Raw genomic sequence first — 15,964 nt, 5'->3', positions numbered from 1 at the left:
ATCGCTTAGTCGCCGATGAGATAGCCTCCTGTTGCCCTGTTTGCGTCGCCCAGTAATTTCGGAACTTTTGCCTTGAGCTCATTGAGCTTCAATTCGGCCTCGATCAACTTTTGCTCCCGGCTGTTGATCAAAAAGATTGAGCTTTCGCCCAGCTGAAAGCGTTCCATCTCAGCGTCAACGAGCCGCCGATAGTTGGTCACCATTTCATCGTAAAGTCCAACCTGCCTTGCCGTGGCATCCAATTGCTGCGCAATGGCGGCATTCTTGTTCTTGATTTCCACTTCCTTTTGTTCTTGTTTCAGCGATACTTGCTGCAACTCGATTCTTGTCAGTTCCAAATAACTGCGCTGCTTTCGCAAGAATAGGGGGAAACTGAACTTTACGCCCCACTTCAAGTTGGATGCGGGTGCCAAGGCTCCTAAAATTTCACTTCCTGCCGGGGCGGCCGTCAATGCCTGGTACTTGATGGCCATTTCAGGTTTCAGTTGCTCCTTGCGCCAGCGCTCCTCGATCTTCAATTGGTCTACCTGATAGCCGTAGTAAAGCAAATCAGGATGCGCTTGGATAAGACTGTCCAAAACGACATCGGGAATGGTGGGCAAGCTGGATGCTGTTGCATCCATGCCACCTTGAGGCTTCAATTCAATCTGGAATTCCACAGGTTCACCATTTGGATTCCAGAGATAATTGTTGAGCAACCTGCTGGTTTTGACCAGGTCCACCTCCGCCTCATTGAGATTGAGTTGGCGGTTTTGTACCTGCAAATACGCTTCCAAAGTGTCGATCGCCGGATTTTCGCCGCGTTCGAAGCTGGACCTTACAGCTTCAAACCTCACAGACGCAAGGTCAAGTGCCTCCAGATAAGTGGCTTTGTTTGCGTAGGCCAACCACCAATTCCAATAAACATAAGTTGCCTCTTGAATGAGATCCAGCAGGATCAACCTTTGCTCCACGACCGTGGCTTTCGCATAGATGGCCGCCTTCTTCAGGTCGGCACGCCGTTGATCGATGAGCAAGCCGCGACCAAGGTTCACTTGCAGCCCAATCGCTGCCTGCCCGTTTTTGGGGAGGTATTGGCTTTGATCCAAGTAATCACCGGTTGCCGAATTGAAACCTGCATAAAGCTCCGTTCCCCACCATGTCGGTACACGCAAACTGCTTTCGAGCACTTGCCAATAGTTCTTGCCAGAGAACTGCTTCGCATCCCACGAGGCTGCGAGGTAAGGGTCAAAGGCGCCGCGTGCGGCACGCAAGTATTGGGCGCCGGTTTGTCCTTGAAGGGCAGCCTGCTGTGCCACGGGATGGTTTTCCAGCACCAATCCCAGAAATTGTGTGTATGTCAGTTGCAGGGTTGACGCAGGCAAGGTAGCAGATGAAACACTATCCGGTTGCGCAGACGTCCAAAGGCAGGCCATTGTGAGGATCAGTGCCCCGAATAATTTTCGCATGATCATTTTTCTTTGCTAGATTTTTCGGTGCCTTCGGCCGTGAGACCTTTGTAAAAAGTTGGCGGAAAGCCATTGATCCTTCGCCAGAGTTCATACCAAATGGGGACATCGTGCAACATCACCATGCCTTTGGCACCGGATCCAAATTGCAGGGCAGTCGGCCATGGAATTTCACCCGGGATTTGCGAAATAAGAACCCGGTATTTGCCATTTGGGCTGATGAATTTGTCGATGGCGAGGACTTCTCCTGCAAATGTACCGGTCGATGCGCCGGGCCAACCCGAAAACACCAATGCTGGCCAACCGTCAAAAATCAGTCGTACTTGATCCTTTTTGTGCACCAAGGGAAGGTCCCGGGGAAGTACATACAATTCGACTGCGAAGTCAGACTCTGCGGGCATGATGCTGACAAGTTCTTCGCCTTCTTTAATGGTCTCGCCCAATCCCGGCACGAGCACACGGGCAATGTACCCCGTTTGGGGGGCGGTGACAAAATACAGGTCGCGCCTTCTTTCGTAATTGCTATATTGGTTCTCAAGCTTCATTACATTGGCTTCAGCTTCAAATTGTCCCGAATTGGCTTCAAATCGGTCACTTTGCGCCTTGGCAATTTTGTCTGCGTACTCATTTTCAATGCCACGCAGATCAGCAATCGCATTGAGCAATTCATTGCGACTCGTAAGCAATTTGTTTTCATCGGCAATCGCCTTGGCCTGGGTTTCCTGTAATTTCAACTGCCTGGATTCCAGATCCGTGAGCGATTTGAGGCCTGCTTTGTAAAGTTGCGTCATACGCTCATATTGCTTTTCCGCGATGTCAAGATTCGTTTTCGCGGCCTGCCAGCTGATGGAATCGCTCGCGATTTTCAGATTTGATTGCCGGATCTTGTTGTTGGCCTGCTGCAGTTTGATGGTTCTACTTTCAACCAAGGCAGCCACTTGACGATCGAGTGCGCCCGCCTTGCCTTGATAACTGCTCACAGACGAGCTTTTTGCCTGAATCTGCGCCTGCGTACGACCGAGCAACTGCGGATCAAAATAGTCGTCTTTGATCTCCGAGAGGTGCAGGATGGTGTCTCCCTTTTTGACAAACCCACCCTCCTGCACATACCAGCGCTCGATGCGACCGGCAATCGTGCTATGGATGGTTTGTGGGCGATGTTCAGGCTTCAGCGTGGTGATGGCGCCTTGGCTGTCAATTGTTTGTGTCCATGGCACAAACATCAGACAGACGGCAACGCCGACAAAAATCAGGCCCACCATTGCGATTTGCCTTGTGCGTCGCTCGGGCGAAACACGTGCGATCGACTTCAAGTTTTCGGTCGCAACCCGATGTGCAATTCTTTCAGTTGAAATGTTGAGCATGACTGTCAGATGTTGGAGCTGTGAAGGGAATGTTGATGAACAATGTAAGTCTCCTGCCCAAATTGGCAATCTTCAGGTCTGAAAGTGGCCAAAATTACCGTACTTCCTTTCAGATGTTTGTCCAAATAGGCGATGAACGATTGTCTTTCGGCGAAGTTCAATCCCTCAAAAGGTTGATTGAGCAGCAGGAGTGAGGGGTGGGTTGCAAGCGTTCTTGCTAAAATGATCTTCCGCCTTACGATTTCAGGCAAACCGTTGACCCCGGATTGCAAGGGGCTATCCAAGCCAAGGCGTTCTTCTCCGATAAATTCCTCCAAGCCCACCGCTTGCAGCAATCCGATCACCCGCTCCACGGTCACTCCCTTGATTCCAAGTGTGATATTTTCAAGCAGGCTTCCCTCAAATATTTCTTGAAGTGTCGAATAGCCTGCAATGTGGTGCCGCAGATCCTCGAGGTTGATGTTTTGCAAGGGCAACCCATTAAAGGTGATGGTGCCCTGATAACCGTTGTAAAATCCTGTGAGCAGCCTGAAAAAGTGGGCCACAAAGCTGTCGTCCGTCGTGACGATGTTGGTGCGACTGCCTGCAGCAACCTTCAAATTGATTTTGTCCAGCACCGCATAGCGTTGGTCGGGAAATTGAAGGCTAACGCCCTCCAAACTCAACGACAAGCCTTGTGGGCCCTCCGCAAACGGTACCAATTCACCTTTTTCCGATTCAAGGGGAAGGTCGGTGACACTCCCGATCTTCTCCAAGGCCGTTAAGACATCATAGATGTTCTCCACACTTAAAATGAGCTTCTCCACGGCATTCAAGAGCAGAATCACCACGATCTCCATGGCTACAAACTGCCCGACATTGAGGGCATTTGAGAAAACCAGCAAGCTGCCGATGATCAGCATCGCAGCAATGATCAACACTTTGAAAGCCAGGATAACGCCATATTCTACGACCAAGACTTTAAAGTGCTTGTTGCGTGCATCGAGATAATTCCCAACCATCTTGTCGGTCTTTTCCAATGGAAGTCGCGTAGCTCCTGCAAGTTTGAAGGACTCCATTGCCCGCGCCATTTCCTCAAGCCAAAACACCACTTTGTATTTGTACTTGGATTCTTCCAGGCTCGTCCGAAGTCCGTAAGGTCCTGCAACACGCATCACGAGCACAAGCAAGCCGAGCAAGGTCAGACTGAACAAAATGAAGAAGGGATGGTAGAAGGAGAGCAAAATCAGGCCGAAGACGATCTGCAGAGACGAGGTGCTGAAGTCAAGCAAGATTTTGCTGAATCCCTTTTGAATCGTCAACGTGTCAAAAAATCGGTTCACAAGCTCCGGTGCATATTGACCGCGCAGGGACTCCACCCGCATCCTTGGCAACCGGTACGCAAATTCGAATGCACTATGGGTGAAAATTCGCTGTTGAATGCGCTCCGTGATGAAAATTTGCACAATCTGAAGCAAACCGTTACCGAGTACTCCGATGATCACGACTGCAACCAGCACTACCCATGAGGTGGTGATTGCACCTCCGCTCACGAAATTGAAAATTGCCTGAATTCCCAAGGGAAGCGACAGGCTGATCAATCCCGCAAAGATTGCAAAAATGTAAATGTTGATGATGTCTCTACGTTCGGTGGAGACAAGCCGCCCAAACCGCCGCAGTGGACTCATGCCTCCGTTTGAACTCGAGCTGTATTCAGCCATAAAGTATCCTTTAGTTTTGTGTTGATAGTAAAGCTATCTTTTTTGGATGTAAACTTTCAAACATGAATAGTGTTTAAACAATTCTTCAAAATTTTGAAAATTGAATCTGATCAGCTCACAGATCTTGGTGCAAAAATACAGCAAGGCCCCCTTTCAACAAAGGCTAGCACCTGCATCCGACATCCGCTTCTCAAAATTGTAAACGTCGAGCAAAAAGTCAACGATCATTTCGGGCGCATTGTCCTTGATCGGCGTGTATTGAAACCTGTGAACTTCGCCCGTCTCCAATTGATAGGCAATGCGACCCGCAGCTTCTTGACCATCACGACGGAAAATATTCAACTCGATCAAGGTTTTTCCCATCCCGTCACTGAAGGCACATAACGAATCCCACCGATAGCCGGGAAGATCCGTGACCAATTTGTCCAGTAACTCCTTTACAGCCTTGTTGATCGCGTTCACTTCCATCATTTCAATTGCGATATACGCGAATTTCTGGGAATTGCGTAGGTTTGCCGCATGATCACCCCGATTTGACTGCCGACGAAAAAGATAAGTTTTCGCTGATAAAGGCTGGAGATGAAAGTGCCTTCGAAGGTCTTTTCAGGGAGCATTATGGCATCCTCTGCGGTTTTGCGCGCAAATTTGTGAAGGATGCCGTCGTTGCCGAAGAGCTTGTGCAAGAGCTGTTTACGCAATTGTGGGACAAGCGGGAAAGTCTGAATCCTGAAAATTCCATTCGCAGCTATCTCTTCACGGCCATTCGCAACAGCTGTCTCAACCACCTGAAGCACCAAAACGTCCGGGATCGGCATTCTGACTACGCGCGCAACCTTCCCGTGCAGATGGCGCCCGAGCCGTCGGAGGAGTTGGAGGCCGCTGAGTTGCAAGCGCGAATTCAATTGGCAATCAATGAATTGCCCGATCGATGCGGGGAGATTTTCAAGATGAGCAGATTCGAAGGATTGAAATACGATGAAATTGCCGCCAAACTTCAGCTTTCGCCCCGAACGGTCGAGGTACAGATTGGGAAGGCATTAAAAATCTTGCGGCAAATTCTGGCTGAATGGCTTCCCGTGATGGTCGCTTGGCTGGGAATTGAATTTTTTCATTAAAAAGAATAAAACGGATACGGGTATCGGAACGCAACGTTGTCTATAAGGTGAAAACAATGGAAGGCTTGAACGAAGGTGGCGTCAACTATGAACTGCTCGGCAGGTACCTCGGGGGCGAATGCTCAACGGAGGAAATCGGCTTGGTGGAGCAATGGTTGGCAGTTTCGCCTGAAAATGAGCGGATTCTGGAGGCCTTGCAGGAAATTTGGTTGCAGTCCATGGATGCCGGGGAGCCGATGCCCGTCGATGTTGAGGCCGCTTGGGAGCGTGTAAAAATGCATATCGAGGATGTCAAGTCGGCCGAGATTCGCAAAATGGTGCGCCGTTCGCCGACGATGTGGTTCATCCGGATTGCTGCTGCCGTGGCTTTTGTCGTGAGCATCGGCTTGGTGCTCGTGCTCAACCATTACTCCAAGTTACCCGAGACGCAACTCGCCACGCTGGATTCCGGGGACTATTTGCTCACGGATACGCTGCCCGACGGTACGATGGTGACCCTCAATGCACACAGCCGATTGACCTACCCGCTGAAATTTGCCGGCAAGGAAAGACAGGTGCAGCTCGAAGGCGAAGCCTTTTTTGAAGTTGCGCATGATCCTCAACATCCGTTTCGCATCCATGCCGGCGCGGCGGATGTGCGGGTGCTCGGGACTTCGTTCAATTTGAGCGCACGCGGCGACAACGTCAAAGTCGACGTTCAAACCGGTACGGTCGAATTGAGTGAAGCCGACAGTTTGGAGGGAAAGCCACGGCAAAAGCTGCTGTTGCAGGCCGGCAAAGCAGGAAGCTACGACGGCAAGGCCAAGCGCATCCGGCAGGAGCAGGGCGAGGTGGAAAACGCCTTGTTTTGGAAGACCAAAAAGCTAGTCTTCCGCGATCAGCCATTGACGCAAGTCGTTGCAAAGTTGAATGCGGTTCTCGGCGACAGTATCGTACTCGGCAATGATGCCGTCGGACGCTGCGCCCTCACCACCACGTTTGAAAAGCCTTCCATTGCCGCTGCACTCGAGGTGATTGCAGCCACGTTTAATCTTGAGATCATCCGCGATGAGAAGCACTACCAACTTCAAGGAGCAGGCTGCAATTGATTTGAATTCGGATTTCTTCCATGGGATTCTGCTGCCGGCCAAACAATCCTTCAATGGGTTGGCTAGAATACCATTTCGCCTTTGCTTGGGGTTCATTCTCCTCTTTTTCTGCGCTTCGAATGTCCTTTTGGCGCAGCAAAATCCGTTGAACCGCCGCATCAGCCTGGACCTTGAGAATAGCAGGTTGGACGACGCCTTGGCCCAAGTCGAGCAGCAAGGGCGGTTCAGCTACTCCTATAATCCTAAAATTCTGCCGTTGGACAGCGTGCTGAGCCTGCATGTGCGCAATCAGCATGTGCGTGTGGTCAATGAAATGCTTCTGGGGCCGCGCTTCGAATCGCAATCGGTCGGAAACCACATCGTGATTCGCGCGACGAAGCCATTGTCCAAAATCGAGGAAATGCCCAAAAACCGCGACATCAGCGGCTATTTGATCGATGCTGTTTCCGGCGAAAAAGTGCGGTTTGCCACCGTTTTTGAAACCGCCAAACGCACTTCCGTCCTCACCGATCCGCAAGGGCACTATGCCATCACTGTTCCCGGCAACTTGCATCAGGTCGAATTGTCCTTCAGCAAAAGAGGCTACCGCGACACGGTATTGGTCGTGAATCCGATCCGGATGGGTAGCTTGACCGTTGGTTTGCAGCCGATTCCCGGTTTTGCGAACCCTTTGGCATCGCGCCCGGTCACAAGCGTCGGCCTCAAGGCGCAGGAATCCTTGCCTTTGGTCGAATTGTTCGTCCCCGAAAAGCAGCGATTCCTTGCCGAAAACATCGCCCAAAGGCTCGAGAGTTTTCCCTTTCAGATTTCGCTTGTGCCGGCGATCGGGACCAACAAGCTGCTCAGCGGCGGCATGGACAACAACATCTCCATCAATATCCTTGCAGGCTACGCCAACGGCGTCAATGGCTTGGAAGTCGGCGGCTTGGCCAATATCGACCGCGCCAATGTCAAAGGCGTGCAAGTCGGCGGCTTGGTCAACATTGTCGGGGGGAATGTGAAAGGGATGCAGGTCGGCGGCATTCTCAACTACGTCAAGGGCGAAGTGAATGGACTGCAGGTTGCAGGGATCATGAACTACGTGCCCAATCCCGTCCGCGGAATTCAAGCTGCAGGGATGGTCAACTACGTGCCGGCAGACGTGAACAAGATTCAAATCGGCGGGATTTACAATTTCGGTCACAACATCGGCGGCTTCCAAATCGGCGGAATTTTCAACCAAGCCAAGGGTAAAGTCGGCGGATTTCAAATCGGCGGAATTTCCAACTATGCTGCCGGAGATGTCGCAGGCTTTCAATTGGGCGGAATCAATAATATTTCGCGCGGCAATGTCGGCGGATTCCAAATCGGCGGCATCACCAACCACGCGAACGGTGACGTCGGCGGATTTCAGATTGCAGGCATCGCCAATATCGCCAAAGGCAACGTTGCAAAATCCCAAATCGCCGGCATTGTCAACAAAGCCAAAATCGTCAACGGTTGCCAAATTGGCTTGGTCAACATCGCAGATTCGGTCGGCGGCGCCTTGATCGGCTTGGTCAATCTCGTCAAAAAGGGTTACCGCATTGTTGAGATTTCTTCGAATGACGTGGCCCAAGCAGCCATTAGCTACAAAACGGGCCGTAGCCAATTTTACAATATTCTCACGGCAGGCTACCGCTTTGGCCCCGGGCATTTTGCCTTGACCTACGGCGCAGGTTTGGGTACCTCGGTGCAATTGGGACCGCTGAATATCGGCTTGGAAGCGACCTGCAACGACGTGATTGAAGAGGCCCTTGGGCCGGGAAGGTTAAATCTGTGGATTCCGACCCGCCTCAGCCTTGGAATTCCGCTCGGCGATCACATTGAATTGTTTGGCGGCGCCGCACTGAACCTCCAAATTACCAATCCACAAAACGGCCTCGGCGAATTCAAATCCGATTTGGGTGCAAATCCGATTTGGCGCAACGATGGCGCACGTACACGCACCCAAATGTGGCTAGGCTACCAAGCTGGATTGCGTATATTGTTGTATAAAAAGCCATCCGAAGACAACGCAGAGAAGGGTTGATCTTCAGGATATTGCTTTGATATTTCATGACTAAAATCAGGTTTTTGGATGATTCGGATGATTCATGATTGTGTGCTTTTATTCGAATTTTCCCAAGGCTTAAAAATTTTAAAAAATAATTGAAACATGAATACGGGTATCCAGCATTTCAATTGTCTTAAGAGCAAAACCCAGTATTTCATTTATCAGATTAATAAGATGAAAAATTTGAAAATTAGTTCCCTTTCCATGCTTGTGGTCATCTTGGCCTTGGCAATTGCAGGTTGCAACGGCGGTCCGTTTTGTATGGCCCCAAAAGGAGACAATGTTACCGTCACCATTCCAGTTCCCGAATTTCAAGGAGTGCGGCTTGATATTGCGAGCGATGTGGTCATCCACAAAGGCGACGTGCAAGAGGTGAAAATCACCGGAGCGCAAAACATCATTGACAACATCGAGCGCAACGTAGTAGATGGCGTATGGCGAATCAAATTCGACGATTGTGTACGCAAAGAAGGGGATTTGAGCATCGAGATTACAATTCCAGAACTCAAAGAAGCCACGATTGCCGGCAGCGGGAGCATCACCGGAACCGACACCTTTGTAGGCCTAGAAAACCTGAAGGTTTCCATTGCGGGTTCCGGCAGCATTTCACTGCTTGCAAATGCCACGCATGTCGAGACGAGCATTGCGGGTTCAGGAGACATTAGCTTGTATACACAAGCGCAGGACGTGCATACGAGTATCACCGGCAGTGGTGATACGCGTTTGCGGGGATTGGCCGGATCGTTGGATGCTGAAATTACTGGCTCAGGAAGCATCTTCGCCTTTGATTTGTTTGCACAAACAGGAAGTATCACGATCTCAGGATCAGGTAACTGCGAAATCAATGCAGCACAAAGTCTGACGGTGAATATTTCAGGTTCGGGCAATGTCCGTTACAAAGGTACCCCAACCGTCAACGTGACAACCACCGGCTCCGGAACTGTTCAGCACGTCGATTGATTCGTCGCAAGACCCAAATGAAAAAGGCATCCGTAATCACGCGGATGCCTTTTTTATTTTGAACGAATCTATTCTAAAGCTACGCAGTCAAATCAATGACTGTATTCAATTATGTTCGGACTTTGAAGCTGAGGTCGCCGCCATTTTCGCGGACACCCATGATTTCAAAATCGCGTTCTGCCAGCAAAACCAACAGACCGCTGGACGTAATAAGCAAGTTGGACAAATCTTGTGGCGTTTTCATACCTCTGTTTACGCAATGCCAGATTGCAGGTTGGGCCTCGTTTGCTTCTATTCCAAGCGGATTCTTACGGGAAAATTATCCTCGAATCCTGTTGGATGCGCAGGTAGCTTCTCATGGCTGAATCCTTCCCGGCCTGTTCACTAAATCGATAATTATTCCTCAAATCAAGCCTATAGTGATGACGCTTTCCAGTGCCGAAAAGGTTGCAATTGCCGCAGAATCTTTCAGACGCGGAAGAATCGACGAAAATGAAATCGTGCAACGCTCCCGGTATTAGCCCATTTCTGTCGTTGTCAAATCTTGTCGTCGTGAACCAAGGGCCAGCCAATCCCTCGTTGATTCTATCCAAAAGTTCACCTTTATGTAACCATAGTTACAGAATCAAACTGTCAAAGGGGCACTTCGCAATTGCCTGTGGATTAGGATGTTGCAAGAATAACCTCGTACGCCCGTGCCGAAGTTGATGCAATTCCTGATGATAGTCATTCAAAAACCTGTCACGGGTCAAATTTGGGGCATTCCTCGGCCGATAGATTTGGTCATCGAAATCAAAAATTGTATGAAAGGTCGCATATTGATATTGGGAGCTGGAACGGGAGGCACGATGATGGCCAACCATCTTCGGCAGCGTTTGCCACGTTACGATTGGGAAATCGACATCGTCGACGAACGGGAGGGACACTATTATCAGCCCGGATATTTGTTTTTACCGTTTGGGATCTATGGTCCTGAAGATATCATCAAACCCATTGCCGACTTCATTCCGGAGGGTGTGAACCTGATCAAAGATCGGATTGACCGGATTGTCGCAGCTGAAAACCACGTCTTGATGACCAATGGCGATCGCTTGCATTTCGATATCTTGATTATTGCCACGGGTTGCAAAATCGCTCCGGAAGAAACCGAGGGAATGAAAGGAAAGGAATGGCAGAAATCCGTTTTTGACTTTTATACCTTCGAAGGTGCGCTTGCCCTCAGAGACAAACTCAAAAATTGGGAAGGCGGCAAATTGCTCGTCCATGTGACTGAAATGCCCATCAAATGTCCCGTGGCTCCATTGGAATTTTCTTTCCTTTCAGATAGCTTCTTCAAGAACAAGCACATGCGTGACAAGGTCGAAATCACCTATGTCACCCCCTTGAGCGGCGCATTCACAAAACCCAAAGCCACCGAGGCCTTGACGCACCTGCTCACCGACAAAAACATTCACATCGAGTCCGATTTTGCAATCGAGCATGTCGACAATGACGCAAAGAAGATCGTGGACTATGGCGGACGGGAATTGGAGTTTGACTTGCTCGTAACGGTCCCGACCAACAAAGGGGATGAGATGATCGCAAGGTCTGGAATGGGAGATGAATTGAATTTCATCCCTACGAATAAAGGTACCTTGCAATCCAAGGCTTTCGCCAACGTTTTTGTATTGGGCGATGCCACCGACATTCCGGCTTCAAAAGCAGGTTCGGTAACCCACTTTGAAGCAGAAATTTTGACGGAGAATATCATTCGATATACCAAAGGAGAGCCTTTGAAGGAAGATTTTGACGGGCACGCCAACTGTTTTGTCGAAACAGGAAACGGCAAAGCCTTGCTGATCGACTTCAATTACACCCACGAGCCGGTGGAAGGTACATTTCCCTTTCCGGGAGTCGGTCCATTGCGGTTGCTCAAGGAGAGCCGGATGAACCATATGGGCAAGATGGCATTCAGGTGGATTTATTGGAATATGTTGCTCAAAGGCACCCACATTCCATTCGTGTCCACCACCATGCAGGAATCAGGAAAACATTTCGATTAAGTGCAAAATATCATTATGGAAAAGACAATCGCAGGAAAAGTAATCAGTGTAAATCAGGAAGGATACCTGACCAACTTTGCGCAATGGACCCCGGAAGTCAGTGAGGCATTGGCAGCAGAGTCCAATATTGCGCTGACGCCAAGGCATTGGGAAGTTTTGAAGTGGCTTCAGAGGGAACACCAAAACAACGTTGCACTCAGCATCCGGAAGGTGGGAGGCAGTGGCGTAGTCGACATCAAAGAGTTTTACGCCCTTTTTCCCCAAGGCCCACTGAAAACGGCATCCAAAATTGCCGGAATTCCAAAGCCCGCAAGCTGTATTTAATTTTCAAATTCCAATAGTATGAACGAGAACAACGGCAACGAAGGTGGATTGAAACGGATGCTCATCATCCTTTCCAAAGCCACACTTGACAACGTATATGCTGCTTTCATCCTCGCCAATGGCGCCCGGTCTGAAGGCATTGAAGCGGAGATGTTTTTTACTTTCTTCGGTTTGGAGGCGATTCAAAGAAGCAAGCTTGAGCATTTGCATGTAGCTACGGTCGGAAATCCAGCCATGCACATACCAACATTGCTCGGTGGGCTCCCCGGCATGGAGGCTTTGGCGACAACCATGCTCAAAAAAGAGATGGACAAATTAGACATGCCCGGCGTGGGTGAATTCCTGGAAATTTTGAGTGCCTCCGGCGTAAAGCTTTGGGCATGCAAGCTTGCGATGGAAATGTTTCACCTCAAAGAGTCTGACCTCATCGACAATCTTGATGGCGTGCTTACGGTCGGAGATTTCTACAATCGTGGACGGGATGCAGGTTGTCAAATACTCTTTGTCTGACAATCGTACCCTGCCTAAAACTATTCGTAGATGCAGAATTGCATTGCGAAGTCAACGGTGTTACAATCCCAATTCATTGCAGTCCGAGTGAACGATGTTTGCTCGGACTGTACTTTTGAACAGAATCTAGTGTCAAATTCGTTCGGGGCGGGAGACTATTTTTTCAGATTCCGCATTTTCCCATACCAAGTAGTGCCATCAATTTTGAAATCAGCAAAGGCCACAGGCACGGTGATTTTTTGATTTTTGGTCGTAGGGCTGATCCACTGCAAATCCCCATTCGCCAAAACGACCGGAACCTGCAATCTGAAATCGGGTTCGCTCGCCTCCCAACGGACTTTCAGTTGGGTATTTTTGCCTTTTGCCTTGGCTTCGTAAACCAAAACGGGCGCCTTGGCATGGTAAAGGTATTCGCGGAAAAGCCAGGTATAATCCTTGCCCAGTTTGTTGTTCCACCAAGCGATCACCTCTTGCGTATCCGTGTTTTTGATTTTGAATGCCACGGCAAAATCGTGGAGCGCTTCCCACCAAAGTTTGTCGTCATTCACCTGATTGCGAAGCGTATGTAACATCCAAGCGCCCTTGTAATACATGTCTGAGCCCGCCCAATCCTGGAAATTAACTCCCAAAGGACCCACAATCGGACTCATGTTGGTGATATTTGGGCGTTGATTGAGCAAATACCGGATCGCTGTGGCTTTGTCCCACAGGGCCTCGACATAAACAGCTTCCCCATAGGTACAGAAGCCTTCGTGAATCCACAGTTCGGCGTGGTCCTTGCAACTGACGCTGTTTCCCCACCATTCGTGGCCGGTTTCGTGGATGATGATGTAGTCGAATTTCAGGTTCAGGGGGTCGTAGCCGTCGTAACCGGGACGGTAATGATTCCCGTAGGCGACCGCACCTTGGTGCTCCATGCCCAAATAATGCGTTTCGACCAAGGCGTAGCCGTCTTTCCAGAAGGGATATTCGCCAAAGCGGCGTTCGTAAACGCGCATCATGGGCTTGACCTGCGCAAACTGTTTGATGGCTTTGGCCTCATTTTCGCGCAATACATAGTAGTCGAGATCATGCGTGCCGGACGCATTTTGGAATGTATCGTGAATTTGAATGTAGTCGGCGATGTTGACCGTGACGTTGTAATTGTTGATGGGGTAGGAGACAAACCATTCGGTTTCGGTCCAATTGGCGTCGATGTCCTTGATGCTGCGCTGATTGCCATTGGCGACTGCTTTCAGGTCTTTGGGCGCGGTGATGGTGATCCGCATCGAATCCGGTTCGTCCCCCAGATAATCCTTGTTCGGCCACCAAAGGCTTGCACCCGTACCTTCGCAGGCGACACCGACCCAATGTTTGCCGTTGCTGTCCTTTTCCCAGACAAACCCGCCATCCCAAGGCGCATGCGCGGCTGCAGTCGGCGTCCCGGAATACCGTACCATCATTTTTCCCGATTGTCCCGCTTTCACCGGATTTGGAAAATCAATGAAAACAGCATTCGCATCCCGTCGGGTTTTGAGCGTGTTCCCTTCGAATGTCACCTCGTCAAGCCCCATGTTCTCAAACAGGTCAACCTGCAAGCTGCTGAAGTCCGCGATTGCTTTGAAATGGATCTCATTGCTGCCCGAAATGGCCTTCGTCGTGGGATCAACCTTGACTTTGAGGTCGTAAAACGTCACGTCATAGCAGGTGCGTTCCGGCCGCAGACTCCCGCGAAGGCTATCTGCACGCGAGAAATTTGCGGATTGGCTCCAAGCTGTCCCGACGGTCAGCAACGCGAGGAAAAGGACAAACAACTGCTTTTGCATTGTATCGAAGTTTCTGCGAAAATAATCCAATTTCGGCCAAGCAACGAAAATCTCAACGCTGACAAGGGGTTTTTCTTGCTTTTTGCTCAGGTTTTTGCATTTTTCGACAACTATGGAAGATCTAGGAAAAGACAGGGCTTGGTTTTCGCAGCGGCAACAATGGATGCTCATCATCGTGGCTTCGCTCGGCTACTTCGTCGACATCTATGACCTCGTACTCTTCAACGTCGTCAAAAAGGAGAGCCTCGAATACATCAATGCCGTCAAAAACATGGGTTGGACGCCCGATCAACTCAAGGAAACCGGCATCTACCTTTTTAATATGCAAATGACCGGCATGCTCCTCGGGGGCCTGCTTTGGGGAATATGGGGCGACAAACAAGGCCGGAAATCCGTGCTGTTCGGCTCCATTCTGCTTTATTCCCTGGCGAATGTCGTGAATGCCTTCACCTTGGACATCAATGTCTATGCGGCTGTTCGCGTCATCGCAGGTATCGGTCTCGCTGGCGAATTGGGCGCAGGCATCACGCTCGTTTCGGAGACGATGTCCAAGGAAAAACGCGGCTACGGTACCATGATTATTGTGACATTCGGGGCAATGGGAGCTGTTTTTGCCGCCTTGGTCGGCAGCAATGGACAAGCCATGGCGCGCGGCCTCACCGAATTGACCGGCTACGCTTTCCAAAACTGGCAGGTGGTGTACATCGTGGGCGGTTTGCTGGGACTCGGCTTGCTGTTTTTGCGTGCGGGAACCCTCGAATCGGGCATGTTCAAGGACATGAAAAGCTCCAATAAGGTGAAGAAAGGCGATTTCCTGATGCTGTTTCGGAGTCGTGCCAACCTGCTGAAATACTTGTATTGCATTATGATCGGCTTGCCGATTTGGTTTATCATCGGGGTGCTCGTGTCGCTCTCGCAAGACACATTTGCCCCCGCCTTGGGCTTGGTCGATGCGGCCGGAAAAGCGACGATTACCAACGGCTCGGCCGTGATGTTTTCCTATCTCGGGCTCAGTTTCGGCGACCTGATGAGTGGCTTGCTGAGCCAATTCATGCGTAGCCGCCGAAAAGTGGTCATGATTTTCATAGGCATGAGTACCTTGTTGATGGTGCTGTTCCTCTTCTTTTCGAATGGCATCAGTCCCAACATGTATTATTTTATGTGTTTCCTCCTCGGCACGGCAACCGGCTACTGGGCCATTTTTGTCACGATTGCCAGCGAACAATTCGGCACCAACATTCGCAGCACAGTGACGACGACGGTCCCGAACTTCGTTCGTGGTGCGGTCGTCCCGATCACGCTGAGCTTCGCCGCCCTCGCCAAATGGCTGGACAGCAGCATCTGGAGCGCGCTGATCGTCGGCGGCGTCTGCATGGGCCTCGCCCTCTTCGCGATTTTGATGGTCAAGGAAACCTTTTCCAAGGACTTGAACTACTTTGAGGTGGATTGAGGCGGTGGCGATATTGAAGAGGCGGTGGCGAGATAGAAGAGGCGGTGGCGTCCCGCCACAACGCCGATGCTGCATTCAGCCTCC

At 50.3% G+C, this 15,964-nt stretch carries 13 protein-coding genes; 8 read left to right on the top strand and 5 right to left on the bottom strand.

The annotated features are described in order from the left end of the window. Positions 1-5: 5 nt before the first annotated feature. From IPN95_13365 to IPN95_13350, 4 genes are all read right to left on the bottom strand, one after another. Complete coding sequence (locus IPN95_13365) at positions 6-1,448, bottom strand: TolC family protein (protein MBK9450369.1); 1,443 nt, start codon at positions 1,446-1,448, stop codon at positions 6-8. Between the two features lie 2 nt (positions 1,449-1,450). Next, on the bottom strand, positions 1,451-2,812 hold the full coding sequence (locus IPN95_13360) for an HlyD family efflux transporter periplasmic adaptor subunit (protein ID MBK9450368.1): 1,362 nt from the start codon (positions 2,810-2,812) through the stop codon (positions 1,451-1,453). 5 nt (positions 2,813-2,817) lie between these two features. Next, on the bottom strand, positions 2,818-4,512 hold the full coding sequence (locus IPN95_13355) for an ATP-binding cassette domain-containing protein (protein MBK9450367.1): 1,695 nt from the start codon (positions 4,510-4,512) through the stop codon (positions 2,818-2,820). 153 nt (positions 4,513-4,665) lie between these two features. Beyond that, a complete protein-coding gene (locus IPN95_13350; protein ID MBK9450366.1) occupies positions 4,666-4,983 on the bottom strand; it encodes a hypothetical protein in 318 nt (105 codons plus the stop codon). 95 nt (positions 4,984-5,078) lie between these two features. On the opposite strand from IPN95_13350, the gene IPN95_13345 reads away from it, so the two are divergent. From IPN95_13345 to IPN95_13315, 7 genes are all read left to right on the top strand, one after another. Beyond that, positions 5,079-5,627 carry an RNA polymerase sigma-70 factor gene (locus tag IPN95_13345; GenBank protein ID MBK9450365.1) on the top strand — a complete coding sequence of 183 codons (549 nt, stop codon included), beginning with the start codon at positions 5,079-5,081 and terminating at the stop codon, positions 5,625-5,627. A 56-nt stretch (positions 5,628-5,683) separates the two neighbouring features. Beyond that, the gene (locus IPN95_13340) at positions 5,684-6,715 is read left to right on the top strand and encodes a FecR domain-containing protein (protein ID MBK9450364.1); all 1,032 of its coding nucleotides are present in this window, start codon (positions 5,684-5,686) and stop codon (positions 6,713-6,715) included. Then, complete coding sequence (locus tag IPN95_13335) at positions 6,675-8,765, top strand: hypothetical protein (GenBank protein ID MBK9450363.1); 2,091 nt, start codon at positions 6,675-6,677, stop codon at positions 8,763-8,765. The genes IPN95_13340 and IPN95_13335 overlap by 41 nt, the downstream gene beginning before the upstream one ends. Before the next feature lie 198 nt (positions 8,766-8,963). Further along, positions 8,964-9,749 (top strand): DUF2807 domain-containing protein, encoded by a 786-nt coding sequence (locus tag IPN95_13330; GenBank protein ID MBK9450362.1) that lies wholly within the window; start codon positions 8,964-8,966, stop codon positions 9,747-9,749. Between the two features lie 803 nt (positions 9,750-10,552). Continuing rightward, a complete protein-coding gene (locus tag IPN95_13325; protein MBK9450361.1) occupies positions 10,553-11,791 on the top strand; it encodes an NAD(P)/FAD-dependent oxidoreductase in 1,239 nt (412 codons plus the stop codon). A gap of 15 nt (positions 11,792-11,806) precedes the next feature. Further along, complete coding sequence (locus IPN95_13320; GenBank protein MBK9450360.1) at positions 11,807-12,115, top strand: TusE/DsrC/DsvC family sulfur relay protein; 309 nt, start codon at positions 11,807-11,809, stop codon at positions 12,113-12,115. Positions 12,116-12,133: 18 nt separating this feature from the next. After that, a complete protein-coding gene (locus IPN95_13315; GenBank protein MBK9450359.1) occupies positions 12,134-12,625 on the top strand; it encodes a DsrE/DsrF/DrsH-like family protein in 492 nt (163 codons plus the stop codon). A 155-nt stretch (positions 12,626-12,780) separates the two neighbouring features. Here the strand turns inward: IPN95_13315 and IPN95_13310 are convergent, their stop codons facing one another. Further along, positions 12,781-14,430 (bottom strand): M1 family metallopeptidase, encoded by a 1,650-nt coding sequence (locus IPN95_13310; protein MBK9450358.1) that lies wholly within the window; start codon positions 14,428-14,430, stop codon positions 12,781-12,783. Positions 14,431-14,542: 112 nt separating this feature from the next. On the opposite strand from IPN95_13310, the gene IPN95_13305 reads away from it, so the two are divergent. Continuing rightward, positions 14,543-15,880: an MFS transporter gene (locus tag IPN95_13305; protein ID MBK9450357.1), complete on the top strand. Its 1,338-nt coding sequence runs from the start codon at positions 14,543-14,545 to the stop codon at positions 15,878-15,880. Positions 15,881-15,964 lie beyond the last annotated feature (84 nt).

This window comes from Bacteroidota bacterium (genome assembly GCA_016718825.1).
GTDB lineage: Bacteria > Bacteroidota > Bacteroidia > J057 > JADKCL01 > JADKCL01.
This window is presented reverse-complemented; position numbering and strand designations above follow the sequence as displayed.

Excerpts from the sequence above, each read along its gene's own strand:
- IPN95_13365 (MBK9450369.1), bottom strand. The coding sequence starts at position 1,448 with ATGCGAAAATTATTCGGGGCACTGATCCTCACAATGGCCTGCCTTTGG.
- IPN95_13360 (MBK9450368.1), bottom strand. The coding sequence starts at position 2,812 with ATGCTCAACATTTCAACTGAAAGAATTGCACATCGGGTTGCGACCGAA.
- IPN95_13355 (MBK9450367.1), bottom strand. The coding sequence starts at position 4,512 with ATGGCTGAATACAGCTCGAGTTCAAACGGAGGCATGAGTCCACTGCGG.
- IPN95_13350 (MBK9450366.1), bottom strand. The coding sequence starts at position 4,983 with ATGATGGAAGTGAACGCGATCAACAAGGCTGTAAAGGAGTTACTGGAC.
- IPN95_13340 (MBK9450364.1), top strand. The coding sequence starts at position 5,684 with ATGGAAGGCTTGAACGAAGGTGGCGTCAACTATGAACTGCTCGGCAGG.
- IPN95_13335 (MBK9450363.1), top strand. The coding sequence starts at position 6,675 with ATGAGAAGCACTACCAACTTCAAGGAGCAGGCTGCAATTGATTTGAAT.
- IPN95_13330 (MBK9450362.1), top strand. The coding sequence starts at position 8,964 with ATGAAAAATTTGAAAATTAGTTCCCTTTCCATGCTTGTGGTCATCTTG.
- IPN95_13325 (MBK9450361.1), top strand. The coding sequence starts at position 10,553 with ATGAAAGGTCGCATATTGATATTGGGAGCTGGAACGGGAGGCACGATG.
- IPN95_13320 (MBK9450360.1), top strand. The coding sequence starts at position 11,807 with ATGGAAAAGACAATCGCAGGAAAAGTAATCAGTGTAAATCAGGAAGGA.
- IPN95_13315 (MBK9450359.1), top strand. The coding sequence starts at position 12,134 with ATGAACGAGAACAACGGCAACGAAGGTGGATTGAAACGGATGCTCATC.
- IPN95_13310 (MBK9450358.1), bottom strand. The coding sequence starts at position 14,430 with ATGCAAAAGCAGTTGTTTGTCCTTTTCCTCGCGTTGCTGACCGTCGGG.
- IPN95_13305 (MBK9450357.1), top strand. The coding sequence starts at position 14,543 with ATGGAAGATCTAGGAAAAGACAGGGCTTGGTTTTCGCAGCGGCAACAA.